This is a genomic window from Pseudomonas resinovorans NBRC 106553, assembly GCF_000412695.1.
Lineage (GTDB): Bacteria > Pseudomonadota > Gammaproteobacteria > Pseudomonadales > Pseudomonadaceae > Metapseudomonas > Metapseudomonas resinovorans_A.
Genome location: NC_021499.1, coordinates 534,402 through 555,844, shown reverse-complemented (window position 1 = coordinate 555,844; position 21,443 = coordinate 534,402). Strand labels below are relative to the sequence as shown.

At 67.2% G+C, this 21,443-nt stretch carries 22 protein-coding genes; 10 read left to right on the top strand and 12 right to left on the bottom strand.

The window, feature by feature from the left end; all coding sequences use genetic code 11:
- The first annotated feature begins 9 nt into the window (after positions 1-9).
- On the top strand, positions 10-930 hold the full coding sequence (locus PCA10_RS02480; protein WP_041770109.1) for a LysR family transcriptional regulator: 921 nt from the start codon (positions 10-12) through the stop codon (positions 928-930).
- A gap of 165 nt (positions 931-1,095) precedes the next feature.
- Here PCA10_RS02480 and PCA10_RS02475 read toward each other — a convergent pair whose 3' ends face one another.
- The 4 genes from PCA10_RS02475 to PCA10_RS02460 form a co-directional block, all read right to left on the bottom strand.
- The gene (locus PCA10_RS02475) at positions 1,096-2,448 is read right to left on the bottom strand and encodes a glutamine synthetase family protein (RefSeq protein ID WP_016490445.1); all 1,353 of its coding nucleotides are present in this window, start codon (positions 2,446-2,448) and stop codon (positions 1,096-1,098) included.
- A gap of 25 nt (positions 2,449-2,473) precedes the next feature.
- Positions 2,474-3,031: a helix-turn-helix domain-containing protein gene (locus tag PCA10_RS02470; protein ID WP_016490444.1), complete on the bottom strand. Its 558-nt coding sequence runs from the start codon at positions 3,029-3,031 to the stop codon at positions 2,474-2,476.
- Positions 3,032-3,184: 153 nt separating this feature from the next.
- Positions 3,185-4,474 carry an NAD(P)/FAD-dependent oxidoreductase gene (locus PCA10_RS02465; protein WP_016490443.1) on the bottom strand — a complete coding sequence of 430 codons (1,290 nt, stop codon included), beginning with the start codon at positions 4,472-4,474 and terminating at the stop codon, positions 3,185-3,187.
- Positions 4,475-4,738: 264 nt separating this feature from the next.
- Positions 4,739-5,650, bottom strand: a complete 912-nt coding sequence (locus tag PCA10_RS02460; RefSeq protein ID WP_016490442.1) for a LysR substrate-binding domain-containing protein — start codon at positions 5,648-5,650, stop codon at positions 4,739-4,741.
- A gap of 131 nt (positions 5,651-5,781) precedes the next feature.
- Between PCA10_RS02460 and dkgB the strand changes: the two genes are divergently transcribed.
- Both dkgB and PCA10_RS02450 read left to right on the top strand, forming a co-directional pair.
- The gene (gene dkgB, locus PCA10_RS02455) at positions 5,782-6,582 is read left to right on the top strand and encodes a 2,5-didehydrogluconate reductase DkgB (protein ID WP_016490441.1); all 801 of its coding nucleotides are present in this window, start codon (positions 5,782-5,784) and stop codon (positions 6,580-6,582) included.
- 105 nt (positions 6,583-6,687) lie between these two features.
- Positions 6,688-7,251, top strand: coding sequence for a tetratricopeptide repeat protein (locus tag PCA10_RS02450; protein WP_016490440.1), 564 nt, complete (start codon positions 6,688-6,690; stop codon positions 7,249-7,251).
- A 28-nt stretch (positions 7,252-7,279) separates the two neighbouring features.
- Here PCA10_RS02450 and PCA10_RS02445 read toward each other — a convergent pair whose 3' ends face one another.
- Complete coding sequence (locus tag PCA10_RS02445) at positions 7,280-8,230, bottom strand: AraC family transcriptional regulator (RefSeq protein WP_016490439.1); 951 nt, start codon at positions 8,228-8,230, stop codon at positions 7,280-7,282.
- A gap of 159 nt (positions 8,231-8,389) precedes the next feature.
- Here PCA10_RS02445 and PCA10_RS02440 point away from each other — a divergent pair, with 159 nt between their 5' ends.
- On the top strand, positions 8,390-9,262 hold the full coding sequence (locus tag PCA10_RS02440; protein ID WP_016490438.1) for an NmrA family NAD(P)-binding protein: 873 nt from the start codon (positions 8,390-8,392) through the stop codon (positions 9,260-9,262).
- Positions 9,263-9,299: 37 nt separating this feature from the next.
- Here the strand turns inward: PCA10_RS02440 and PCA10_RS02435 are convergent, their stop codons facing one another.
- Complete coding sequence (locus tag PCA10_RS02435) at positions 9,300-9,557, bottom strand: DUF2790 domain-containing protein (RefSeq protein WP_016490437.1); 258 nt, start codon at positions 9,555-9,557, stop codon at positions 9,300-9,302.
- Positions 9,558-9,782: 225 nt separating this feature from the next.
- Between PCA10_RS02435 and PCA10_RS02430 the strand changes: the two genes are divergently transcribed.
- Complete coding sequence (locus tag PCA10_RS02430) at positions 9,783-10,517, top strand: tellurite resistance TerB family protein (protein ID WP_016490436.1); 735 nt, start codon at positions 9,783-9,785, stop codon at positions 10,515-10,517.
- Here the strand turns inward: PCA10_RS02430 and PCA10_RS02425 are convergent.
- Entirely contained in the window at positions 10,514-10,963 is a 450-nt protein-coding gene (locus PCA10_RS02425; RefSeq protein ID WP_016490435.1) for a hypothetical protein, read from the bottom strand. The two genes, PCA10_RS02430 and PCA10_RS02425, sit on opposite strands and share 4 nt — an antisense overlap.
- A 168-nt stretch (positions 10,964-11,131) precedes the next feature.
- On the opposite strand from PCA10_RS02425, the gene PCA10_RS02420 reads away from it, so the two are divergent.
- From PCA10_RS02420 to PCA10_RS02410, 3 genes are all read left to right on the top strand, one after another.
- Positions 11,132-11,599 carry an Lrp/AsnC family transcriptional regulator gene (locus tag PCA10_RS02420; protein ID WP_016490434.1) on the top strand — a complete coding sequence of 156 codons (468 nt, stop codon included), beginning with the start codon at positions 11,132-11,134 and terminating at the stop codon, positions 11,597-11,599.
- Positions 11,600-11,841: 242 nt separating this feature from the next.
- Positions 11,842-13,524 carry a flavin monoamine oxidase family protein gene (locus PCA10_RS02415; RefSeq protein ID WP_016490433.1) on the top strand — a complete coding sequence of 561 codons (1,683 nt, stop codon included), beginning with the start codon at positions 11,842-11,844 and terminating at the stop codon, positions 13,522-13,524.
- 14 nt (positions 13,525-13,538) lie between these two features.
- Complete coding sequence (locus PCA10_RS02410) at positions 13,539-14,333, top strand: carbon-nitrogen hydrolase family protein (protein ID WP_016490432.1); 795 nt, start codon at positions 13,539-13,541, stop codon at positions 14,331-14,333.
- Between the two features lie 165 nt (positions 14,334-14,498).
- Here the strand turns inward: PCA10_RS02410 and PCA10_RS02405 are convergent, their stop codons facing one another.
- From PCA10_RS02405 to PCA10_RS02390, 4 genes are read right to left on the bottom strand one after another with little or no spacing between them, the layout of a single operon-like run.
- Complete coding sequence (locus PCA10_RS02405; RefSeq protein WP_016490431.1) at positions 14,499-15,203, bottom strand: type 1 glutamine amidotransferase; 705 nt, start codon at positions 15,201-15,203, stop codon at positions 14,499-14,501.
- A gap of 1 nt (position 15,204) precedes the next feature.
- Positions 15,205-16,401: an acetylornithine transaminase gene (locus PCA10_RS02400; protein ID WP_016490430.1), complete on the bottom strand. Its 1,197-nt coding sequence runs from the start codon at positions 16,399-16,401 to the stop codon at positions 15,205-15,207.
- On the bottom strand, positions 16,394-16,633 hold the full coding sequence (locus PCA10_RS02395) for a hypothetical protein (protein WP_016490429.1): 240 nt from the start codon (positions 16,631-16,633) through the stop codon (positions 16,394-16,396). Before PCA10_RS02395 ends, PCA10_RS02400 begins: the two co-directional genes overlap by 8 nt.
- Positions 16,630-17,328: an MOSC domain-containing protein gene (locus PCA10_RS02390; protein WP_016490428.1), complete on the bottom strand. Its 699-nt coding sequence runs from the start codon at positions 17,326-17,328 to the stop codon at positions 16,630-16,632. The genes PCA10_RS02395 and PCA10_RS02390 overlap by 4 nt, the downstream gene beginning before the upstream one ends.
- A 103-nt stretch (positions 17,329-17,431) precedes the next feature.
- Between PCA10_RS02390 and PCA10_RS02385 the strand changes: the two genes are divergently transcribed.
- The gene (locus PCA10_RS02385; protein ID WP_016490427.1) at positions 17,432-18,328 is read left to right on the top strand and encodes a LysR family transcriptional regulator; all 897 of its coding nucleotides are present in this window, start codon (positions 17,432-17,434) and stop codon (positions 18,326-18,328) included.
- 365 nt (positions 18,329-18,693) lie between these two features.
- On the top strand, positions 18,694-19,341 hold the full coding sequence (locus PCA10_RS02380) for an endonuclease (RefSeq protein WP_041770498.1): 648 nt from the start codon (positions 18,694-18,696) through the stop codon (positions 19,339-19,341).
- A gap of 191 nt (positions 19,342-19,532) precedes the next feature.
- On the opposite strand, the gene PCA10_RS02375 is transcribed toward PCA10_RS02380, so the two are convergent.
- Positions 19,533-21,311, bottom strand: a complete 1,779-nt coding sequence (locus PCA10_RS02375) for an acyl-CoA dehydrogenase C-terminal domain-containing protein (RefSeq protein ID WP_016490425.1) — start codon at positions 21,309-21,311, stop codon at positions 19,533-19,535.
- Between the last annotated feature and the right edge of the window lie 132 nt (positions 21,312-21,443).

Genomic DNA, 21,443 nt, shown 5'->3' with positions numbered 1-21,443 from the left:
GGTGCCGCTATGCTCAGCCAGCTCCATGACCTCGACCTGCAACTGCTGCGCATTTTCGTCACGGTGGTGGAAAGCGGCGGCTTCAGCGCCGCCCAGGGCGAGCTGGGCATCGGCCAGTCCACCATCAGCACGCAGATGGCCAAGCTGGAGACACGCCTGGGCTTTCGCCTCTGCGAACGGGGCAAGGCGGGCTTTCGCCTGACCCCCAAGGGTGAGCAGGTGCTGGCCGCCACGCGCAAGCTGTTCGGCGCCATCGAGACCTTCAAGGGCGAGGCGCAGGGCATGGCCGACCTGTTGCTCGGCGAGCTGCGCATCGGCCTTTCCGAATCACTCGACGACCAGGTGCTGCAACGCCTGGGAGCGGCCATCGGACGCTTCCGCCAGCGCCACCAGGCGGTGCATTTCGAGCTGATCAGCGCCATGCCCGCCGAACTGGAGCGGCGCCTGCTGCAGGACCGGCTGCACCTGGCCATCGGCTACTTCTCCGGCAGCCAGGCGGCGCTGGACTACCAGCCCTTGTTCAGTGAGCAGCAGGGGTTGTTCTGCGGCGTCGGGCACCCGCTGTTCCAACGCGCCGAGGTCGGCCTCGAGGACCTCGCCGCCTGCGACCTGGTGCATCACCCCTACCGCTTCGAAGAAGCCCGGCAGCCCTTCCCCAGCGGCCCGAGCAGCGCCCGCACCGAACAGGTGGAGTGCAGCCTGGCGTTCGTCCTGTCCGGGGCCCATGTCGGCTTCCTGCCCGAGCACGTGGCCGCGCCCTGGGAAGCCAGCGGGCAGTTACGCCGGCTGCTGGCGGATGAGGCCGGCTACCGCGTGCAGTTCCACCTCGGCAGCCATCGCGGACGGCAACCGAGCGAGGCACAGGTGGCGTTCGTGGAGGATTTGCTGGCCGCCTTCGCCGAAGGTGAACCACGCGTCCCGAAACCGTAGCCCGGATGGAATCCGGGAGCGATGGTGAAGATTTCCCCGGATTGCATCCGGGCTACGAACGTGTAGGAGCGATTTCAATCGCGATCGGCCTGCGCAGCAGGCCTTACCGGGGGCGGACCTACGGTCCGCATTCGCGAATGAATTCGCTCCTACAAAGGGTTCCCCTTACAGGTACCAGCGGTACTCCCGCGCGCTCACTTCGTTCATGAAGTCCAGGTACTCCTGGCGCTTGTTCTCGCAGTAGACCATCACGAATTCGCTGCCCAGGCCCTGGTTGACCACCGGGTGGCTACGCATGGCGGTCACGGCGGTGAGCATGTCCTTCGGGAAATCGATGCCGCTGCCACGGTCTTCGTTGAGCGGGGCGATGGGTTCGCGGGCCGCGTCCAGGCCGTGTTCCATGCCGGTGAGGATGGCCGCCAGCACCAGGTAGGGGTTGGCGTCGGCGCCGGCCAGGCGGTGCTCGATGCGCAGGTTGCGGCCGTCGGACTCGGGGATGCGGATGCACGCATCGCGGTCCTCGAAGCCCCAGCTGGCGCGGCTGGCGGCGTTGACCATGGCGCCGTAGCGGCGGAAGGCGTTGTGGTTGGCGGCGAAGATCGGCATGCAGTGGGGCAGCAGGTCGAGGCAGCCGGCCACTGCGTGGCGCAGGGGGCGCTGGCCGTCGCCGTCGAGCAGGTTGTTGCCGTCACGGTCGTAGAGGCTGACGTGCACATGCATGCCGCTGCCGGGCGCGTCGAGGTACGGCTTGCTGATGAAGCTGGCGCGGTGGCCATGCTTGAGCGCCACGCCACGGGTGCTGCGGCAGAAAAGCGCGGCCCAGTCGGCGGCCTTGAGGCCATCGTCGCAGTGGCCGAAGTTGATCTCGAACTGGCCGGGGCCGAGTTCGGCGGTGATGACGTTGGCGGCGACGCCCTGCTCGTTGGCCGCCTCGACCATTTCATGCAGCACGCTAGAGAAGCGCGACAGGCGCTCGATGTGCATGTTCGGCTGGTCGTCCTCGTCCTCGCACAAAGGGTCGCGAGGGAACTGCGGGAGGCCGTCCTTGAGCTTGCGGTCGAACAGGTAGAACTCCAGCTCGAAGGCCACTACCGGGCGGATGCCACGGCGTTCCAGACGCTTGATGACCTGGGCCAGCACCTCGCGGGGCTCGAACTCGATGGGCGCCTCGGTGCCGTCGGAGGTGATCAGCATCTGCCCCAGGGGTTCCTTTTCCCAACGCACCGGCACCAGGGTTCCCGGCACCAGGCGGCGCGGGGCGTCCGGGTCACCGTCGGCGAAGCAGTAGTCGCCGATGGGGTAGAGCCCGCCCTGGGTACCCAGCAGCACGCAGTTCTGCGGCACCTTGAGGGGGCTGCCGGCGGCCACTTTCTCGACCATGTCCACGGGGTAGCGCTTGCCGTAGAAGTGGCCGGGAATGTCCAGGCAGATCAGGTCGATGTAGCGGATATCCGGGTACTTGGCACGGAAGGCGCGTACTTCGCTGAGCAGATCGGGGTACTGGTTTGTTGTTGTCATCACTGCGGTCCTGCGAGGCGGGGTTTCAGGTGAACACCCACAACACTCGCGTCGGTTTGTCGGAAAGATTGGCGTAGCGGAACTGGGCATGGGGCGGCAGCTGGAAGCTGTCGTTGGGCTTGAGGGTCACGGGCTCGGCGTCGTCGCCGTACCAGACCGTCAGTTCGCCCTCGAGCACGAAACCGCCCTGTTCGGAGCTGTCATCCAGATGCCCTTCGCCACTGGTGGCGCCGGGTGCGAGATGGCTTTCGAGCATGGAGAAGCCGCCGGACATGGTGGGCGAGGCCAGCACATCGGTGATGCCGCCCGCGTAGTAGAGCGTGCGGCGTTCGCCCGGGCGGGTCACCCAGGGCGTCCCGCGCGGCTTGCTCAGGTTGTAGAAGTAGGTGGTGGGCACACCCAGCGCCTCGCTGATGGCGGTGAGGTCGGCCACGGTCGGGCGCGACAGGCCGCGCTCCACCTGGGAGAGAAAGCCCACCGAGCGGTCGATGCGCGTGGCGAGATCGCCCAGGGTCACGTTCTTGTGCTTGCGCAGGTCGCGAATCAGGATCGCGAGGGCTTCGATTTCGTCGTGCTTGTCCATGGATGTCTCCGTAGTGCCTGTTCTGGAGCGCGCGAGCTAGAGCCAGACAAGGCGGAAAGGGTCGAGGGAGCGGAGTTTACTCGCCGTAAATGAGCATCCCGAGACCGCTTCCAACGCCGTATGGCCGACGCGCAGCCGCTTCAGGGCAGGCACTTAAATCACATCCCGCAACCGGTAATAGGCCTTGCCGGCGGCTTCCAATGGCGCGGCCAGCAGCGATCCACCTGGGAAGCGCGGATTGCCGATGGCCTGGTAGAGGTCGAGCAGCCCGTCATCGCCCAGGATGGCGTCGCTCACCGCCTTGGCGCCGGCCAGGGTCGGCAGGATGCCGTGGCCGGAGAAGCCTTGCAGCCAGTAGCGCTGGCCCTGGCGGCCGATGTCCGGGGTGCGTTTCATGCTGACGTCGATATGCCCGCCCCAGCCGAATTCGATTTCCACGCCCTTGAGCTGCGGGAAGACACGCTCCAGGTAGGGTCGGGTGGCCGCCGGCACGTCCTTGGGCAGGCCACCCAGGTAGGTGCAGCCGCCCCCGAACAGCAGGCGATGGTCGGGGGTCAGGCGGAAGTAGTCGGGGACGAACTGGTTGTCGATGGCGCAGCTGTTCTTCGGCAGCAGCGAGCGGGCCAGTTCCGGGTCCAGCGGCGCGGTGGCCACCTGGTACGAGCCCACCGGCAGCAGGCGGCTGGAGAGCTGGCGGTCGAGACGGTCGACATAGGCGTTGCAGGCCAGCACCAGCACGTCGGCGCGTACTTCGCCCTGGGCGGTACGGGCCACGTAGCCGGACGGCGTTTCACGGTATTCCAGCACCCGCGTCTGTTCAAAGATGCGGCCACCGGCGGCCTCGATGGCGGCGGCCAGGCCCTGGGCCAGCTTGAGCGGGTTGAGGTGGGCGGCTTCCGGGTCGTAGAGGGCGGCCTGGTAGCGCGGGCTGTCGATCCACTCCGGCAGTTCGTCCCGGCCGATCATGCGCATCCGGTCGTAGCCCCACTTGTGGATGGCGTCGTGCTGGGCTTCCTCCAGCAGCTTCACCCGGCGCTCCATCACGGCGGTCCACAGGCTGCCGACGCGGTAGTCCACGTCGAAACCATGGCGTTGCGGCAGTTCGCGCATCTCGCTGGCGGCCCAGCGCATGCTGTCCCACAGGCGACGGGTGCGCTCCAGGCCCAGGGCCTTTTCCAGGGGCGGCATGTCGCAGGACCATCCCAGCAGTGCCTGCCCACCATTGCGCCCGGAGGCGGCCCAGGCCACGCGGCTGGCTTCCAGCAGCACCACTCGCTTGCCGGCCAGGGCCAGGCGCAGTCCGGTGTGCAAACCACTGAAACCGGCGCCGATGATCAGTACATCGGCGTCCTCGCTGCCCGCCAGGGACGGCCGCAGCGGGATGCTGCCCGGGAAGGTGCGGGCGTAGTAGGTGCCGACATGCTGGGCGGACTGCTTGAACATGGAAGCCTCGTGAACTTTCTGATTGATAATTTCATGAAAATTTACACGACAGAATTCACGAAGCCAAGCCCTGTGTTGCAAATAAACAACACAGTAACCACCAAGCCGCCAAATAAAGGGCCTTCCAGCCAACCAATTGAGTGAAATTATGGACAGGCCCGTAGGATGGGTTGAGCAGAGCGATACCCATGCGGTCCGGATTGATGGGTATCGCAGGCTCACCCCATCCTACGGGCGTGCTTCCCCCACAAGGGAGTACCGGGATCAGGTCGTGCGCTGCGCCCATGCCTGCTGCTTCAGGCACTCCGCCAGGTAGTCGAGGAAACAGACGATGCGCGAGGCCAGCGCGGTATTGCGGTAGTAGACGGCGTTGATCGGCTGGCGCACTTCCAGGGTGTCGTCGGCCAGCACCTGTACCAGGCGACCCTCGGCGCGGTCGGCCTGGGTCATGAAGTCGGACAGGCAGACGATGCCGGCGCCGGCCAGGGCCAGGTGGCGCAAGGTCTCGCCGCTGGACACGCTGATCGCCGGGTCGATCGGCAGGCTGTCGCCCTGGGCATGGCGCAGGGGCCAGTGGTTGAGGCTTTCCGGCTGGGTGAAGCCGATCAGGCAGCGTCCCTGCAATGCCTCTACCGATGCAGGGGCGCCATGGGCCTGGAGGTATTCCGGGCTCGCCAGCACGCGGATGCGGCTGCTGCCCAGTGGGCGGGCGTGGAGGCTGGAGTCGCGCAGGGCGCCGATGCGGATGGCGAGATCGGTGCGGTGCTCGATCAGGTCGATGATCCGCTCGCTGCTGTGCAGTTCCAGTTCGACTTCCGGGTAGCGCTCACGAAACCCGGCCACCAACGGCACCAGCACATGCAGCATGAACGGCGAGGCGGCGTTGATCCGCAGGCGTCCGGCGGGCTTCTGCCGGCGCAAGGCCATCTGCTCCTCGGCTTCTTCCACCTGGGCGAGGATGCGCCGCGCCTGGGCCAGGAAGGCCTCGCCTTCCTCGGTGAGTTCCAGGCGGCGGGTGGTGCGGCGCAACAGGGTGACCTCGAGCTTGTCCTCCAGGCGGCTGAGGGCACGGCTGACCCCCGAGGCGGTCTGCGCCAACTGCTCGGCGGCGGCGGTGATGGAGCCGGTATCGACCACGGTGGTGAAGGCCAGCAGTTCGTCCAGGGTGGTTTTCATTCATGACTCCCAGGCAAATATCTTTGGCTTGATACCCGGTTTTTCCGCATGGGTCGAGACATGAAACTACTCGCCATCCCGGTGACCGCCGCCCTGACGGTACCGCCCCTCAGTCGAACTGGAGACATCCCATGAGCATTCCCGCCCTCGGCCTCGGCACTTTCCGCCTCAAGGACCAGCAGGTCATCGACTCGGTCCGCAACGGCCTGGAGCTGGGTTACCGGCACATCGACACCGCGCAGATCTACGGCAATGAAGCCGAAGTGGGCCGCGCCATCGCCGAAAGCGGCGTGCCCCGCGAGGAGCTGTTCGTCACCACCAAGGTCTGGACCGAGCACCTGGGCGGCGGCCGCCTGATCCCAAGCCTCGAAGAGAGCCTGGCCAAGCTCGGCCTGGAGCGACTGGACCTGGCGCTGATCCACTGGCCCAGCCCCGGCGACACCATTCCGGTGGCCGAGTACATGAATGCCCTGGCCGAAGCCAGACAGCGTGGCCTGGCCCAGCGCATCGGCATCTCCAACTTCACCATCCGGCAGATGCGCGAGGCCATCGCGGCGGTGGGCGCCCAGGAGATCGCCACCAACCAGGTGGAGATCCACCCCTTCCTGCAGAACCGCCAGGTGGTGGAGTTCGCCCACGAGCAGGGTCTCCACCTCACCGCCTACATGCCGCTGGCCTACGGCAAGGTGATGCAGGACCCGGTGATCCAGGGTATCGCCGCCGCCCACTCCGCCACCCCGGCCCAGGTGACCCTGGCCTGGCTGCTGCAGCAAGGCTTCGCGGTGATCCCCTCCTCCACCCGCCGCGAGAACCTGGCGAGCAACCAGCGAGCCAGCGACCTGGTGCTGAGCGAGGCCGAGATGGCGGCCATCGCCACCCTGGAGCGGGGCGAACGCCTGGCCAATCCGGACTTCGCCCCGCAGTGGGACTGAGCCCGTCCGGGGGCCGCGCTGCGGCCCCAGCGCGCCCAGCCAGGCAGTGACGTGGCGGTCGGATGGAACTACCCTGCTCCCAGTTACGCCAGAGAGCATCCCGCCATGTCCATTCCCCGCGCCTTGGCGCGCCTGTCCTGCATCGCCGCATTCGTCCTGCTCGGAGCCTGCGTCCAGCAGCAACAGCAAGCCACCACCCCGCCACCTGCTCCCGGGCAGCCCCAGGCTCCGGCACCGACCCAGCAGGAGCAACAGACCAGCGAGTTCGAGCGGATTCGCCAGCAGGCCATGCGCGGCGACCTCGACAGCCAGTACCAGCTCGCCAGCCTCTACTTCGCCGGCAAGCCGCAGAAGGACCTCAAGCAGGCCGAGTACTGGTGGAAGCAGGCCGCCGACAAGGGCCATTCCCAGTCCGCCTTCAGCCTGGCCTTCCTCTACACCGGCCGTACCGACCCCGCCTTCGCCGACCAGCGCGCCATGTTCAAGTACCTCAACCAGGCGTCCGCCTCCGGCAATGCCATGGCCCAGCATGTGCTCGGCGGCATGTACGCCCAGGGCGCCGAAGGCCTCAAGCGCGACCCCTACCAGGCCCGCGCGCTGTTCCAGAGCGCCTGCGACCGGCAGTTCGCGCCGAGCTGCGAGGCCTTGAAAAAGCTGCAGATGAATTGAGTGCCGCCCCGCGGTCGGTGGGGACGGCTCAGCCCGTTGCCCGCCGCACCGCCCCTGGCGAATAGCCGTGGCAACGCTTGAAGGCCCGGCTGAACGCCGCCTCCGACTGGTAGCCAAGGCGCTCGGCCAGCACCGCGATGGCCACCTCCCCTTCCTGCAACCAGCCCAGCGCCAGGTTCATGCGCCAGCGGGTCAGGTACTGCATGGCCGGCTCCCCCACCAGGGCGGTGAAGCGCGCGGCGAAGGCCGAGCGTGACATGGCCGCCGCCTCGGCCAGGGATACCAGGCTCCAGTCCCGCGCCGGATCGCGGTGGATCAGGCCGATGGCGCGGCCGATCTGGCGGTCCTGCAGGGCGCCGAGCCAGCCGGTCTGCGCCGCTGGGTCGCGGGCGATCCAGGCGCGAATGGCCTGGATCACCAGGATGTCCGCCAGCCGCGTCACCACGGTCTCGCCACCCGGCCGCATGGCCCGCGCCTCGTCGCGCATGAAGCGCAGGGTGCCCTGCAGCCAGTCGGCATGCTCGGCGTTGACGGCCTCCACGTGCAGCAACGACGGCAGCAGGCGCACCAGCTGCCGTGCCAGCGGGTGGTCGAAACGCACCGCGCCGCACACCAGGCTCACCGGCGCCCCGCCGCCGCCATGGCGAATGATCTCGTAGCGCTCGCTCAGGCACTCCCGTGGCAGATCGAACAGCGGCACCGCCGCCACGTCCGTCGCGCTCAGCAGGCTGTGGCCCTGGCCATGGGGCACCAGGGCCAGGTCGCCAGTGCGCAGCAGCAAGGGGTCATGCCCGCTCACCTCCAGCCAGCACTCCCCGGCCGTCAGCACATGGAACATCAGGCAGTCTTCCAGCGGCGGCAGGCCCAGCCCCCAGGGCGCGGTGAACTCCGACGCGCAATAGAGCGTGCCGCTCATGCGCAACAGGTGCAGGGCCTCGCCCAGGGGGTCGCGGGATTGCCAGGGGGTATTCGGGTCCATGTGCCGAGCCTCGCGCCAAGAGACTGGTCGTCCAGCAACTCTGGACGATCGATCATGAAGCATCGACTCCAGATCATTTTCCGTCCAGGCCATTCGCCGGAAACTGGACCCCAGGCGCTCAGGCATGTGCCGCACCGACAAGCGCCGCAGGAGAACGAGATGATCACGGTAATGGGCGCCACCGGGCATACCGGTAAACGCATCGTCGATTCACTGTTGAAGGCCGGCGAGCCGGTTCGTGCGCTGGGCCGTTCCGCCGAGCGCCTGGACGCGCTGCGGCGGGCCGGCGCCGAGGTGCTGGTGGGTGAGCCGAACGATGGGGCCTACCTGACCGAGGCCTTTCGCGGCGCCGAGGCGATCTACAGCCTGCTGCCCTATGACCCCTCGGTGAGCGACTACCTGGGCCAGCAGGCGGCCGTGGGCGAGGCCATCGTCCAGGCGATACAGGGAAGCGGCGTGCGCCGCGTGGTGGCGCTCTCCAGCGTCGGCGCCGAGCTGGCCACAGGCAACGGCCCCATCGCCAGCATGCATGCGCAGGAACGGCGGCTGCGCGCCCTGCCCGGCATCGACCTGTTGATCCTGCGCGCTGGCGCCTTCTTCGAGAACCTGCTGCCGGCGCTGGAGCTGATCGAGCAGCACGGCCTGGTGGCCGACGGCATGGGCGCGGACATGCAGCTGCCGATGATCGCTTCGAAGGACATCGCCGATGCCGCCAGCGCCGCGCTGCTCGACCCGAGCTGGCACGGGCTGCAAATCCGCGAACTGCTGGGGCAGCGGGATATCAGCTATGGCGAGGCCACGCGCATCCTCGGCGAGCGCCTGGGCCGGCCGGACCTGCCCTATGTGCAGCTGCCCTACGGGGAGATGGCGGGAATCCTCCAGGAAGCGGGGTTCTCCGCCGACCTGGCCGGGCTCTATGCCGAGCTGGCCCGGGGCATCAACGAGGGATTGGTGAAATCCCTGGAGGGACGTCGACCGGCGAACACCACGGCGACCTCGTTCGAGGCGTTCGTGGCGGAGATGGTCAGCTAGGTGGGGGGTCGGGGAACGAGCCCGACGCGCACCCGCTTCAGCTGTTGGCGCAGGCGCTGGATTCTTTCAGGTAGGTCACGGACTTCTGTTCGCCGCTGGTGTCGACGTAGATCATCGTCGCCTGCACGGTCTCGCAGTTCAGCGAGTTGGGTTCGTCGATGGAGATGACCCGGGCGACGTCCAGCGGCATGCCGTAGCTGTAGGGCACGGCGTCGGCGGATTTGGCGGCGAAGACACTGCCACTGGCCAGGACGGCGAGCATCAGGCTGGTGGCGGTGGTGATTGCGCGGTTCATGATGGAACTCCTTGTTTGCCTGGGAAGGCCCTGGCACCCACTGTTGGTGCGCTGTCGGCCGATGTGCCCATTCGACTCCAGACAGGGCGCGGGAAAAAGACGACTTTGCTGAAAGCGCCTTTCCGTGGCGCGCAACAATCCCCGCCGCCCGACGGTCATGTCGAGGCGCCAAGGCAGGTCTATCGTTGCCAGACCGGTTGACGGCCACCAGGCGAGGACGAGGCCATGAACACCAGTGATCTGCTCGAACAACTGCTACGGGCCGGCCAGGGCTCGATGTCGCAACAAGGCGGCGGCGCGTCGCAGGACCCATTGGGCGGGCTCGGCGGCCTGCTGGGCGGACTCGCGGGTGGAGGCAGTGGCGGCGGCGGTGGCGGCCTGGGAGGCCTGGGCGGATTGCTCGGCGGCATCCTCGGTGGCGGTATGGGCGGTGGCATGGGCGGCGCGTCCATGGGTGGCAGCCAGGGCCGTTCCGGCGGGCCCAACTACGCGGCACTGGCCTCCCTCGGCATGATGGCCTTCCAGGCGTACCAGGCCTGGCAAAGCCGGCAACCCGCCGCGCCACAACAGGCGCTGCGCACCGTCGACCAGCTGGAGGGCGCCGAGGCCCAGGACCACAGCCTGGCCATCCTTCGCGCACTGATCGCCGCGGCCAAGGCCGACGGGCGTATCGACGAGCAGGAAAAGCAGACCATCTACGCCGAGATCTCCCGGCATACCGACGACCCGCAGCTGCAGGCGTGGCTGGATGACGAAGTACGTCGCCCGCTGGACGCCGCAGAAGTCGCCCAGGCCGCGAGCAACCCTGGTATGGCCGCCGAGATGTACCTCGCCAGCGTGATGCTGGTGGACGACCAGCAGGCCGCCGAGCGCACCTACCTGGACGAGCTGGCCTACCAGCTCAAGCTCGACCCGAATCTCCAAGCGCAGCTGGAACAGCATGCGCGGGGGAACGCCTAGGGCGTCACCTGGTAACCGCGCTGCTGCAGGCAGCTGGTGTAGGCCGCCGAGGCATTGCTGCTGGCCTGTTCGTTGGTGCGGCGGTCCTGCCGGCGCTCCTGGCGTTGGCGTGAGCCGCCGACCACGGCGCCGGCCACCGCGGCGTTCTTGGCCTTTTCCTGCCGGTAATCCTGCTTGCGATCATCATCGATGCGGTCGTAATCGTTGGCGCGCACCTGTCCCACTGCCGCCCCCGCCATCGCGCCTGCGGCGGCGCCGCGCACCCGGCCGCCGGTGTGCGACGAAGTACTGGTGGTGGGCGTGCCGGCCTGGGCCTGGCAATTGGCGACGTCCTGCTGGATCTGTTGCTGGGTCTGGCCCTGGAGCGGTACCACGGTTTCGGCGAAGACGGGCAGGCAGACCAGCGAGGCGAGCAGCGTACAGCGGTAGGCAGTGAGGGTACGCATGACAGCGGCACTCCTGGTGCGAGTGAATGGGGTCGGCGCGGTGCCGGCCATGTCCACTAGAGTCTGGATCGGCCGTGAACGCCCTGATGGCGATGCCGACCAGTGGGCGCCACCCGTCGGCTTCAGGTAGCCTTGCGCAGCCGTCAACCTCTCCCACCGAGCCCGTCCATGTCCGACCTGCCCCTCGACGAAATCGACCGCCAACTGCTCGCCGCCCTGCAGATCAACGCCCGCGAGAGCGTGGCCATGCTGGCGCGCCGCCTGGGTATTGCGCGCACCACGGTGACCTCGCGGCTGGTGCGGCTGGAAAAGGCGCAGGTCATCACCGGCTACGGCGTGCGCCTGGGCCAGCGCGTGGCCGATGGCGGCCTGCAGGCCTATGTGGGGATCACGGTGAAGCCGCGCAGCGGCAAGGACGTCCTGCGGCGCCTGACCGGCATGGCCGAAGTGCAGGTGCTCTGCGCCGTGAGCGGCGAGTTCGATTACGTGGCCTGGCTGCGCGCCGACTCCCCCGAGCGCCTGGACGAGTTGCTGGACCAGATCGGCAGCGTGGACGGCGTGGAGAAGACCACCACCTCCATCATCCTCAGCTGCAAGCTCGATCGAGGCCAGCCGCTGGCGGCGCCGGCACCCTGACCCCACCGCTCCCGGATTGCATCCGGGCTACGAGTCCAACCCCGGACAACTTCTCCCCGCTGACTAACCTTTGAAGGAAACGGCTCAGGTCGATTTCGTCATATTGAAGCTTTTGTACGTCATTTTGTAGTTAACGACTGCCAAACGACGACACTATTGGTCTTATGGACGAAATCGGCGCTCCCTAGAATGGCCCCATCGCGCCCACCGGGCCGCTCTCCCACACGCCATCAAGGTCCAGCATGAACAACAACAATCGCCACCCCGCCGACGGCAAGAAACCCATCACCATCTTCGGCCCGGACTTCCCCTTCGCCTTCGATGACTGGATCCAGCATCCGGCCGGCCTCGGCAGTATTCCCGCCGCGCAGCATGGCGCCGAAGTGGCGATAGTCGGCGCCGGCATCGCCGGCCTGGTGGCGGCCTACGAGCTGATGAAACTGGGCCTGAAACCCGTGGTGTACGAAGCCTCGAAGATGGGCGGACGCCTGCGTTCGCAGACCTTCGAAGGCACCGACGGGATCATCGCCGAGCTGGGCGGCATGCGCTTCCCGGCCTCCTCCACCGCCTTCTACCACTACGTGGACATGCTCGGCCTGGAAACCCGGCCCTTCCCCAACCCGCTGACCCCGGCCTCGGGCAGCACGGTGATCGACCTCGAGGGCAAGACCTACTACGCCGAGCAGATTTCCGACCTGCCGGCGCTGTTCCAGGAAGTGGCCGATGCCTGGGCCGACGCCCTGGAGGACGGCGCCCGCTTCGGCGACATCCAGCAGGCCATCCGCGACCGCGACGTGAAGCGCCTGAAAGAGCTGTGGGACACCCTGGTGCCGCTCTGGGACGACCGCACCTTCTACGACTTCGTGGCCAGTTCCAAGGCCTTCGCCAAGCTGTCCTTCCACCACCGCGAGGTGTTCGGCCAGGTGGGCTTCGGCACCGGCGGCTGGGACTCGGACTTCCCCAACTCGATGCTGGAAATCTTCCGCGTGGTGATGACCGCCTGCGACGACAACCAGCACCTGATCGTCGGCGGCGTGCAGCAGGTGCCCATGGGCATCTGGCGCCACGTGCCCGAACGCTGCGTGCACTGGCCGGCCGGCACCAGCCTGGCGTCCCTGCACAACGGCGCGCCGCGCCCCGGCGTCAAACGCATCGCCCGCGCCACCGACGGCACCCTGGCGGTGACCGACAACTGGGGCGATACCCGTCACTACGCGGCCGTGCTCGCCACCTGCCAGACCTGGCTGCTGACCACCCAGATCGAGTGCGAGGAATCGCTGTTCTCGCAGAAGCTCTGGATGGCCCTGGACCGCACCCGCTACATGCAGTCGTCGAAGACCTTCGTGATGGTCGACCGGCCCTTCTGGAAGGACAAGGACCCGGTCACCGGCCGCGACACCCTGAGCATGACCCTGACCGACCGTCTCACCCGTGGCACCTACCTGTTCGACAACGGCGACGACAAGCCGGGGGTGATCTGCCTGTCCTACTCCTGGATGAGCGACGCCCTGAAGATGCTCCCGCACCCGGTGGAGAAGCGCGTGAAGCTGGCCCTGGATGCGCTGAAGAAGATCTACCCGGAGGTGGACATCGCCGGCCATATCATTGGCGACCCCATCACCATTTCCTGGGAGTCCGACCCGCACTTCCTCGGCGCCTTCAAGGGCGCGCTGCCGGGCCACTATCGCTACAACCAGCGGATGTACGCGCACTTCATGCAGGACGACATGCCCGCCGAACAGCGCGGCATGTTCATCGCCGGTGACGACGTGTCCTGGACCCCGGCCTGGGTGGAAGGCGCGGTACAGACCTCGCTCAACGCGGTCTGGGGCATCATGAAGCACTTCGGCGGCAGCACCGCCGCCGAGAACCCCGGCCCCGGCGACCTGTTCGCCGAACTCGGCCCCATCGCCCTGCCGGACTGAACCAGGAGAGCCCCATGCGCATCGCCCTCTACCAGTGCCCGCCCCTGCCGCTGGAGCCTGCGGCCAACCTCGAACGCCTCGGCCTGCGGGCGGCCGAGGCGGCCCGGCGCGGCGCCGCGTTGCTGGTGACGCCCGAGATGTACCTCAGCGGCTACAACATCGGCCTGGAGGCGGTCGACGGGCTCGCTCAGCCGGCCGATGGCGCCTGGGCCGAGGCGGTGGCGGCGATCGCCCGTGAGCAAGGCATCGCGATCGTCTACGGCTATCCGGAACGCGCCGCGCAAGGTGGGCTGTTCAACTCGGTGCAGCTGGTGGACGCCACCGGCCAGCGCGTCGGCAACTACCGCAAGACCCACCTGTTCGGCGAGCTGGACCACGGCATGTTCAGCGCCGGCGGCGATGAGTATCCGCTGCTGGAGCTGGATGGCTGGAAGCTGGGGCTGCTGATCTGCTACGACGTGGAGTTCCCCGAGAACGTCCGCCGACTGGCCCTGGCAGGCGCCGATGCGGTGCTGGTGCCCACGGCCAATATGGAGCCCTTCGACTTCGTCTGCGATGTGCTGGTGCGCGCCCGCGCCTTCGAGAACCAGTGCTACCTGGCCTACGCCAACTACTGCGGTGCCGAGGGCGAGATCCGCTACTGCGGGTTGTCCAGCGTCTCCGCGCCGGACGGCAGCCTCACCGCCGTCTGCGGCCGCGAGGAAACCCTGGCCTTCGCCGACCTGCGCCGCGACCTCTTGGAGAAATCCCGCGCCGCCGTCACCTACCTGCAGGACCGGCGCGCGGAGCTGTATCGGCCGTTGGTCTGACCCTCGGTAGGACCCCGTAGGATGGGTTGAGCGGAGCGATACCCATCACCGCGAATCGATGGGTTTCGCAAGCTCAACCCATCCTACAAAGGTGGTTCAGCTCTTCCGTAGGATGGGTAGAGCGAAGCGAAACCCATCAACGCGAGCCGGCGCCGCCTGGAGTCCTCAGGTCAGTGCCGCATGGGGCCCGGTGAGGTAATCCAGCAAGCGGAACAGGGTCGGCGCCAGGGCACTGCAATGGGGGTAGCCGTCGCGGATGGCCGCCGCGTCCTCCACCGATCCCTCCATCGCAAGGTCCGCCGCGCAGGCGTCGAGCATGGCCTCGATGCTCTCGGGCGTGGCCTCCAGGTGGCACTGCAGGCCGATGGCGCGCTCCTCCCAGACGAAACCCTGGTTGGCGCAAGCGGCCGAGCCGTAGAGCGCAATGGCGCCCGGCGGCAGGTCGAAGGTCTCGCCGTGCCAGTGCATGGCCAACAGCCGTTGGGGCAGCATCCGTCCCAGTGGCGAACGCTCCGCCCCGGCGTGTTTCTCCATGGGCCACCAGCCGATTTCCACCTCGCCCTTGCGCACCTCGGCACCCAGCACCTCGGCCAGCAACTGGCCGCCAAGGCAGATGCCGAGTACCCGCTTGCCGGCGTCCAGGGCCTGGCGGATCAGCGCTTTCTCGGCCTTGAGCCAGGGCAGTTCGGCCTCGTCATGAACGCTCATGGGGCCACCCATGACGATCAGTAGCTCGAAGTCTTCCGGCTCGGGCAGGCGCGCATCGGCATACAGAAGGTGTGTCCGTGCCCGCGCGGCGCGCAGGTCGAGCCACTGCTTGACGCGGCCGGGGCCTTCGAAGGGGACGTGCTGCAGGATGGCGACGCGCATATCAGGCAATCTCCAGGGGTTTGCTCTTGGCCAGGGCGAACGCGCGGTTCAAGCGTTTGAGCATTTCATCGACATTGGCGTGGCTCACCGTCAGCGCCGGGGTGAAACGCAGGCAGCCGGGCTGCGGCGCGTTGATAAGCAGCCCCTCGGCGAGGGCATGGCGCACCACCAGGGGCGCGGACTGCTGGATCAGCGGCAGGCCGATCATCAGCCCATGGCCGCGCAGGGGGCCGTGGCCATGGCGGCGGGAAACCCGCGCCAGGCCTTCGCGCAGGTGCTGGGCGACCTCGCGGACCTGCTCGAGGAAGCCCGGCTCCAGCACGGTATTGAGCACCGCCAGCCCGGCGGCGGTCATCAGCGCATTGCCATGGTAGGTACCGCCCTGCTCGCCGGGCTCGAAGCAACAGGCATTGCCACGGGCGAGCAACGCCGCGAGCGGCACGCCGCCGCCCAGGCCCTTGCCGAGGGTGATGATGTCGGCGCGGATGCCGTATAGCTCCTCGGCCAGCAGGGTGCCGCAGCGGCCGATGCCGGTCTGTACTTCGTCGAGGATCAACAGCACGCCGCGCTCGCGGCACAGGCGCTCGGCGCCCTGCAGGTAGTCCAGGGTGGCGGGGATCACGCCGGCCTCGCCCTGCACCGGTTCCAGCAGCACCGCCACGGTCGTCTCGTCCACCGCCGCGGCCAGTGCATCGAGGTCGTTGTAGGGCACCTTGGTGAAGCCCGGCACCTTGGGCTCGAACAGGTCCGCGAAGGCCGGCTTGCCGGAGGCGGACATGGTGGCCAGGCTGCGACCGTGGAAGCTGTTGCCGGCGGTGACGATGCGATGGGCGCCGCCGCGATGCAGCCGGCCCCACTTGCGCGCCAGCTTGATGGCGCCCTCGACGGCCTCGGCGCCGCTGTTGAGGAAGTAGACCTGGTCGCTGCCGCTGGCCTGGCACAGCCGCGAGGCCAGCTTGAGCATGCCGCGGTTGTAGTAGGCCGGGCCGGGGTTGATCACCGCTTCGGCCTGTCGTTTCAAGGCGTCCACCACCACGCTGGGGCTGTGGCCGAGGCTGTTGACCGCCCAGCCCTGGGTGAAGTCCAGGTAGGCGCGGTCGTCGGCGTCCCAGAGCCAGGAACCCTGGCCGCGCACGAAGAGCTGCGCGGGGCGCTCGACGGTCTTCATCAGGCGCAGGCTGGCAAGGGGGTCACGCATGCTCGGGGACCTCTTCATGGCGGTACTCGATGCCCAGCAGGCGCAGGCCTTCCGGGCCCTGTTCGAGGATGCGGCGCAGCTCGCGGCGACGTTCGATGTGCAGGCTGAAGCCGTCTTCGGCAGGGAAGCGCTGGCGCAGCTCGCGGGTCATCTCGACGTAGCGCGCCTGGCTGACGTTGATCTCGGCCATGAGCACCTGGTCGCGGCGCAGGTGGATTCGGTAGTCGTTCATGCACGCATGCCCTCCAGCGGCAGGCCTTGCAGGCGGGAGCTCCAGTCTTCCAGCTGGCCGCTCGCCAGGCGCTTGCCGGCGGTATCGCGCCAGCGAGCGGACAGCGCCGCGCATTCGCGCAACTGTTGCAGGCCGGCGTGTTCCAGCGGGGAGTGGAAGAAGCTCTGCACGGCGTGGGCGACGGTCAGCCCGGGGTAGCTGCGCTGGATCAGCTCCAGGCTGTCATCGGCGCTGACGAAGCCGGGGCGCAGCACACGGTAGAACCAGCCGCAGCGGCCGCTTTCCTGCACCTGCTCGGGCAGGCCGGGGATTCCCCAGCGCCGGCTCAGGCGGTAGCAGGGCGAGCGCGGCTGGCTGACCTGGATGAAGGCCTGGCCCCAGCGGAAGATATCGCCGATACACACCTGCTCCTCGGTCAGCCCGCAGGTGGAGAGGTTCTCGCCGAAACTCGGGGCCTTCCACGCAAGCTGAGGGAAATGCTTGCGCCAGTAGGCGTAGTGTTCGGCGGGGTAGTGATGCAGGGCACGTTCGGGGCCGCCATGGAAACGCGGGTCGCCCTGCTCGTCACTGCCGAGCCCCTGGGGCCAGAGCCAGAGCCGGTGGTCAATCGGACGCTTGTCGATTGCGCTGGACAAGCCACCGCCGATATCTTCGGCTTTACCTATGAAAACACCCTGCACTACCCACGCGGACATTGGCCCTCTCCAGTGCTAGAAACAGTCTCTACGCGGCATAGGCTATGGGCTTAGGGAGACAGGAGCCATTTCGATTTTCCAACTTTTTCGATAAGCAGAACTTATGGATTTTCGACAGCTTCGTTACTTCGTCGCCCTCTACGAGGAGGGTCATGTAGGCCGCGCCGCCGAGCGCCTGAGCCTGTCGCAGCCGGCGCTTTCCCAGCAGATCCGTCAGCTGGAGCAGAACCTCGACGTCAGCCTGTTCCAGCGCAGCGGCAAGCGCCTGCTGCCGACCCTCGCCGCCCATACCCTGTACAGCCACGCCCTGCCCCTGCTGGATGGCCTGGAGCGCGCCCGCGAGGCCCTGCGCGGCTTCCGTGGCCAGTCACCGCGCAGCCTGGCCATCGGCGTGCTGCAGACGGTCAACGCGGCGCTGGTGCCCATGCTGCTGGAACGCCTGCGCGAGGCGCAGCCACAGCTGGTGGTGCAGATCTACGAGCTGTCCGGGCTGGATATCGAGCGGCGCCTGCTCACCGGCAACCTGGATATCGGCATCGGCTTCCTGCCGCCACGCCAGCCTGGGCTGCACAGCCAACTGCTGTACGAGGACGAACTGCAGCTGGTGATTCCGGACGAACATCCGCTGAAGGAGTTCAAGAAGGTGTCCCTGGGCCAGGCCGCCGAGTTGCCGATGCTGCTGTTGGGCGAGGAATTCCGCGTGCGGCAGATCTGGCAGGAACAGCTCGCCCTGCTCGGCCGCCGCCCCCATGTGCAGGCGGAGCTGAACCACATGGCGGGGATTCTCGACAGCCTGCCGCACACCAGGCTGGCCACGGTGCTGCCCGGTCGCGCGCGGCAGATGCATGCCAACCAGCACCTGCTGTGGAAACCCCTCAGCGAGCCACGGGTGCCCTTGAAGGTGGGGTTGGTGTTTCGCGATGCGCAACGCCAGCAGGCAACCCTGGAGCTGCTGCGCTCGTTGCTGGAAGGGGTGGTGCAGAAGGAGATGTTGCTGTAGCCGTTTGCGCCGGCCAAAAAAGAAAAACCCCGCCGAAGCGAGGTTTTGCAGACTGTATTCCGACATCCCTGATCGAACCGCCATCCTGGCGGAAATCCGGCGTATCCCTGTTTTGCAGTGCGCTTCCTGCGCGACGTCCAATGGAGTGAAGATTAATCCCGCTCACCTGAGCCCGGAAGGAGCCATAGACACCAGCGCATGTAAGCCAATGCTTACACGATTTGGCAATTAGCAGGGATTGCCTTATCGCCGCCAGCGGATTCAACCAAGCAAGCGATCGGTAGGGCTTGGTGCGACCCCGGGCTATTGTTAGACTCGTTTTGTCCTACAAGAACCCCCGACACGGCGGTCCCAGGGTCATGACCATGCGTCCAGTCGTTTTTGCCCTTTCCTGCCTGGCGGCCTGCGCCGCCAGCATCGTCCTCGCCGGTGGCCAGGATCGTCTCGCCGATCCCAAGGCGGCGGTCGAGCAGGCCTTCTGGCAACAGCTCTACGGCCGAGGCGGCACCACCCTTTACTGCGGCAAGCCCTTCAGCACTCCTGCCGGCCTCAGCGCCAGTCCGGTGTACAGCGCCAAGCAGATCAAGAGCGCCCTGCGTTGCGTCACCGACGGCCAGTGCCAGGCCGGCAATGCGCAGTTCCCCTACATGCTGGCCGACCTGCACAACCTCTATCCGGAACAGTCGCGCGTCGAACTGGCGCGGCGCAATGCGCTGTTCGGCACGGTGGGCGAAGGCGGCCAGAGCAAACTGGCCGACTGCGACCTCAAGTCCGCCTACCAACTGCTGGAGCCCCGCGACGCCGCCAAGGGCAACGTGGCCCGGGCGATCTTCTACATGCACAGCGAATACGACCTGCCCATCGTCGGCCAGCTGCAGATGTTCCAGCAGTGGAACCGCCTCGACCCGGTGGACGACGAGGAACGCGCGCGCAATGACCAGATCGAGTTCCTCCAGGGCAACCGCAACCGCTTCATCGACGATCCGACGCTAGGGGATTCGTTGCAGCCGTAGCGCGTTTCCGTGGGGACGGCCGAGCGGATCAGCCAAGGGGGGCAGAGCGTAGGTTGCGGCTGAGCTACGCGAAGCCCAACAACCCTCCCGTTGGGCCGCGCTGCGCTTGGCCCAACCTACATGGAAGCGGCAAATTTCCCTGGCGCACAAAAAAAGCCCCGCGAATGCGGGGCCTTTTTAGTGGGTACCGATCAGAACTGCTCGGCGTCCAGCAGGTAGAGCGCCTCGCTGCCTGCCTTCACCGAGGCGGTCAGGGAGTGGATGCGCGGCAGCAGGCGGGCGAAGTAGAAGCGCGCGGTGCCGAGCTTGCTGGCGTAGAAGTCGTCCTGGCCTTCCTTGCCCAGCGCGGCGCGGGCCATCAGGGCCCACATGTAGGCGTAGGCGGTGTAGCCGAACACGTGGAGGTACTCCACCGAGGCGGCGCCGATTTCGTTGGGGTTGTTCTTCGCGCGGTCCAGGACCCAGGCGGTCAACTCGTCGAGGTTGGCGACGGCGGCCTTCAGCGGCTCGGTGAACTCGGCCAGCTCGGCGGACGCGCCGTTGGCGAAGGCCTTGATCTCGTCGGCGAAGTGCTTGTAGAACGCGCCGCCGCTACCCACCACCTTGCGACCCATCAGGTCGAGGGCCTGGATGCCGTTGGTGCCTTCGTAGATCTGGGTAATGCGCACGTCACGCACCAGCTGCTCCTGGCCCCACTCGCGGATGAAGCCGTGGCCGCCGAAGACCTGCTGGCCGTGGATGGTGGTTTCCAGGCCGAGGTCGGTGAGGAAGGCCTTGGCCACCGGGGTCAGCAGGGCGACCATTTCTTCCGCGCGCTTGCGCACGGTGGGGTCTTCGCTGAACTTGGCGGTGTCCAGCTGCATGGCGACGTAGCTGGAGAAGGCACGGCCGCCTTCGTTGGCCGCCTTCATGGTCAGCAGCATGCGACGCACGTCCGGGTGATGGATGATCGGGTCGGCGGCTTTTTCCTTGGCCACCGGGCCGGTCGGGGCGCGGCTCTGGATACGCTCGCGGGCGTACTCCACGGCGCTCTGGTAGGAACGCTCGCCGGAGGCCAGGCCCTGGATGCCCACGCCCAGACGCTCGTAGTTCATCATGGTGAACATGGCGGCCAGGCCCTTGTTCGGGGCATCGACGATGTAGCCGGTGGCGCCGTCGAAGTTCATCACGCAGGTGGCGGAAGCCTTGATGCCCATCTTGTGCTCGATGGAGCCGCAGGACACGGCGTTGGCCTCGCCGAGGGAACCGTCGGCGTTGACCATCACCTTGGGCACCAGGAACAGCGAGATGCCTTTCGGGCCAGCCGGGGCGTCCGGCAGCTTGGCCAGTACCAGGTGGATGATGTTCTCGGTCAGGTCGTGCTCGCCGCCGGTGATGAAGATCTTGGTGCCGCTGATCTTGTAGCTGCCGTCGGCCTGGGGTTCGGCCTTGGTGCGGATGATGCCGAGGTCGGTGCCGGCATGGGGTTCGGTCAGGCACATGGAGCCGGCCCAGACACCCGCATACATGTTGGGCAGGTACTTTTCCTTCAGCTCTTCGCTGGCGTGGGCGTTGATCGACAGGCAGGCTCCGGCGGTCAGCATGGGGTAGAGGCCGAAGGACAGGTTGGCCGCGTTGACCATCTCTTCCACCTGGGCGGAGATGACCTTGGGCATGCCCATGCCGCCGAAGACGGGATCACCGCCCACGCCGACCCAGCCGCCCTCGGCGTAGGTCTTGTAGACCTCGGGGAAACCGGCCGGGGTGCTCACGGCACCGTCTTTCCACTGGCAGCCTTCTTCGTCGCCGCTGCGGTTCAGCGGGGCGATCACGCCACCGGTGACCTTGCCGGCTTCTTCCAGGATGGCGGAGGCGGTATCGGCGTCGACCACTTCGGCCAGGGCCGGCAGTTCCGCCCAGAGCTTGGCAACCTCGAAGACTTCGTTGAGGACGAAGCGCATATCGCGCAGGGGCGCTTTGTAGTCAGCCATGTGCAGAACCTCGCAATCACTTACAGGTGGCCGCTGGGGGCCGGTTTCACGGATAGACCGGGAGTGTACATGACCAACTTTTTAGAGACATAGTGTCATTTAGTGACCATACATTCACAATCAGTCACACAC

What these genes read in the sequence shown, in the direction of transcription:
- PCA10_RS02480 (WP_041770109.1), top strand. Translation starts at nt 10, where the DNA reads ATGCTCAGCCAGCTCCATGACCTCGACCTGCAACTGCTGCGCATTTTC.
- PCA10_RS02475 (WP_016490445.1), bottom strand. Translation starts at nt 2,448, where the DNA reads ATGACAACAACAAACCAGTACCCCGATCTGCTCAGCGAAGTACGCGCC.
- PCA10_RS02470 (WP_016490444.1), bottom strand. Translation starts at nt 3,031, where the DNA reads ATGGACAAGCACGACGAAATCGAAGCCCTCGCGATCCTGATTCGCGAC.
- PCA10_RS02465 (WP_016490443.1), bottom strand. Translation starts at nt 4,474, where the DNA reads ATGTTCAAGCAGTCCGCCCAGCATGTCGGCACCTACTACGCCCGCACC.
- PCA10_RS02460 (WP_016490442.1), bottom strand. Translation starts at nt 5,650, where the DNA reads ATGAAAACCACCCTGGACGAACTGCTGGCCTTCACCACCGTGGTCGAT.
- dkgB (WP_016490441.1), top strand. Translation starts at nt 5,782, where the DNA reads ATGAGCATTCCCGCCCTCGGCCTCGGCACTTTCCGCCTCAAGGACCAG.
- PCA10_RS02450 (WP_016490440.1), top strand. Translation starts at nt 6,688, where the DNA reads ATGTCCATTCCCCGCGCCTTGGCGCGCCTGTCCTGCATCGCCGCATTC.
- PCA10_RS02445 (WP_016490439.1), bottom strand. Translation starts at nt 8,230, where the DNA reads ATGGACCCGAATACCCCCTGGCAATCCCGCGACCCCCTGGGCGAGGCC.
- PCA10_RS02440 (WP_016490438.1), top strand. Translation starts at nt 8,390, where the DNA reads ATGATCACGGTAATGGGCGCCACCGGGCATACCGGTAAACGCATCGTC.
- PCA10_RS02435 (WP_016490437.1), bottom strand. Translation starts at nt 9,557, where the DNA reads ATGAACCGCGCAATCACCACCGCCACCAGCCTGATGCTCGCCGTCCTG.
- PCA10_RS02430 (WP_016490436.1), top strand. Translation starts at nt 9,783, where the DNA reads ATGAACACCAGTGATCTGCTCGAACAACTGCTACGGGCCGGCCAGGGC.
- PCA10_RS02425 (WP_016490435.1), bottom strand. Translation starts at nt 10,963, where the DNA reads ATGCGTACCCTCACTGCCTACCGCTGTACGCTGCTCGCCTCGCTGGTC.
- PCA10_RS02420 (WP_016490434.1), top strand. Translation starts at nt 11,132, where the DNA reads ATGTCCGACCTGCCCCTCGACGAAATCGACCGCCAACTGCTCGCCGCC.
- PCA10_RS02415 (WP_016490433.1), top strand. Translation starts at nt 11,842, where the DNA reads ATGAACAACAACAATCGCCACCCCGCCGACGGCAAGAAACCCATCACC.
- PCA10_RS02410 (WP_016490432.1), top strand. Translation starts at nt 13,539, where the DNA reads ATGCGCATCGCCCTCTACCAGTGCCCGCCCCTGCCGCTGGAGCCTGCG.
- PCA10_RS02405 (WP_016490431.1), bottom strand. Translation starts at nt 15,203, where the DNA reads ATGCGCGTCGCCATCCTGCAGCACGTCCCCTTCGAAGGCCCCGGCCGC.
- PCA10_RS02400 (WP_016490430.1), bottom strand. Translation starts at nt 16,401, where the DNA reads ATGCGTGACCCCCTTGCCAGCCTGCGCCTGATGAAGACCGTCGAGCGC.
- PCA10_RS02395 (WP_016490429.1), bottom strand. Translation starts at nt 16,633, where the DNA reads ATGAACGACTACCGAATCCACCTGCGCCGCGACCAGGTGCTCATGGCC.
- PCA10_RS02390 (WP_016490428.1), bottom strand. Translation starts at nt 17,328, where the DNA reads ATGTCCGCGTGGGTAGTGCAGGGTGTTTTCATAGGTAAAGCCGAAGAT.
- PCA10_RS02385 (WP_016490427.1), top strand. Translation starts at nt 17,432, where the DNA reads ATGGATTTTCGACAGCTTCGTTACTTCGTCGCCCTCTACGAGGAGGGT.
- PCA10_RS02380 (WP_041770498.1), top strand. Translation starts at nt 18,694, where the DNA reads ATGCGTCCAGTCGTTTTTGCCCTTTCCTGCCTGGCGGCCTGCGCCGCC.
- PCA10_RS02375 (WP_016490425.1), bottom strand. Translation starts at nt 21,311, where the DNA reads ATGGCTGACTACAAAGCGCCCCTGCGCGATATGCGCTTCGTCCTCAAC.